Below are 1,622 nucleotides of genomic sequence, written 5' to 3'. Positions count from 1 at the left end.
ACCTCTGCTATCCAGGGGATCGACCAAGATCTTCCTGAGAGAGCAGAGGCCCTGTGGCCCAGTTTGTCACGGGCGGCACCAGTGACGTGTTCGCGCCCGGTCACATCGGCGAGTTAACTCAAGTCATCCCACCGGAGCTGGTGGATGCGGTGGTGGAGGAGACCGGAACTCGCGAGAAACGACTGCGGAGTCTGCCATCCCGAGTCGGGGTCTACTTCGTCCTGGCTCTCGGCCTGTTCGAGCATCTGGGTGCCCAGCTGGTGTGGGACAAACTCGTAGCCGGACTGAACGCCAACGTGCCCCAGCCGTCCGAGAAGGCACTTCGCGATCTGCGTCGGCGAGTGGGTGTCGCTCCGCTGCGGCGGCTCTTCGAAGTGCTGGCGGGCCCGCTGGCCCAGCCTTCAACCCCTGGAGTGCGCTACCGGCATTGGCGCACGGTCGCATTCGACGGATGCGGAAGCCTGTCGGTCCCCGACCATGAGCGCAACAGGTCCTGGCTCGGACGCACCGTACGACGCCACGGCCCGGCGGGATACCCCCGGCTGATGCTGATGACCCTGTGCGAGACAGGCACCCGCGGCCTGATCGCAGCAGTCTTCGGTCCCCCTGCCAGAGCCGAGAGCGACTATGCCCGGGAACTGACCGGCCACCTCACCCCGGACATGCTCCTTCTGGCCGACCGAGCGTTCGACGGCAACGAGCTCCTGGCGGCCATCACACGGCAGGGGGCACAGTTCCTGGTGCGCTGCACCAGCACACGACGCCCACCGGTGCTGGCCCTGCTGCCCGACGGCTCCTACCTCACCCGCATCGGCAGCCTTTCACTGCGAGTGATCGAGGCCAAGGTCCAAGCACGCACCGTCGACGGCAGCACGTTCGGCGACACCTACCGCCTGCTGACCACACTCTGCGACCACCGCACTGATCCCGCCACCCACTTGATGCGCCTCTACCACGAACGCTGGGAGATCGAGACGTCTTACCTGGCACTGCGCCACACCCTCCTTCAAGGTCGGGTGCTGCGGTCGAAGGACCCGGTCGGTCTCACCCAGGAAATGTGGGCACTGCTCACCCTCTACCAGGCACTGCGCTCGATCATGGTGACCGCGGTGGAGACCGAACCCGGCTGCGACCCTGACCGGGCCGGCTTCACCGCCGCCCTGGAGGCAGCCCGCGACACCGTCATCAGCCTCACCGGAACGCTCCCGACAGCCGGACCGAACAACTACTCCGACCTGGTCGGACACATCGGCACCCGCATCCTGCGCACGCTGCTTCCCAGGCGCCGGATGCGGCTGTCCACCCGCATCGTCAAAAGCGGCATCTCCCGCTACCACACCTGGAACCGCGACGGACGCCCCCGCGCCAGCACACCGATCAGCGCCATCGAGATCACCGTCCACCCGCCGGCCCTTCCCGGCACACAAGCCCCGAGCCAGACAACCTCCAGGCGCTGGGAACAGGTCTGCCGAATCCTGGCGGCGAACGCGAATCAACCCATGCACACCAAAGACATCGCACACCGCCTCGGCCTCACCACCACGCCATCCATCAAAAGCCTCACTGCACAACTCTGCTACTGGACCCGCAACAACCGACTCATCCGCACCGCACCATGCACC

At 66.3% G+C, this 1,622-nt stretch carries 1 protein-coding gene; it reads left to right on the top strand.

Annotated elements, in window-relative coordinates; genetic code table 11:
- Nucleotides 1–53: 53 nt before the first annotated feature.
- Nucleotides 54–1,622 (top strand): IS4 family transposase (locus tag IE278_RS41705; RefSeq protein ID WP_246571858.1); only part of this gene is annotated, 1,569 nt, incomplete at its 3' end.

Origin of the sequence: Streptomyces tauricus, assembly GCF_014650955.1 — a bacterium.
GTDB lineage: Bacteria > Actinomycetota > Actinomycetes > Streptomycetales > Streptomycetaceae > Streptomyces > Streptomyces tauricus.
The sequence above is the reverse complement of the archived record's forward strand: the minus strand, read 5'-3'. Positions and strand labels throughout refer to the sequence as shown.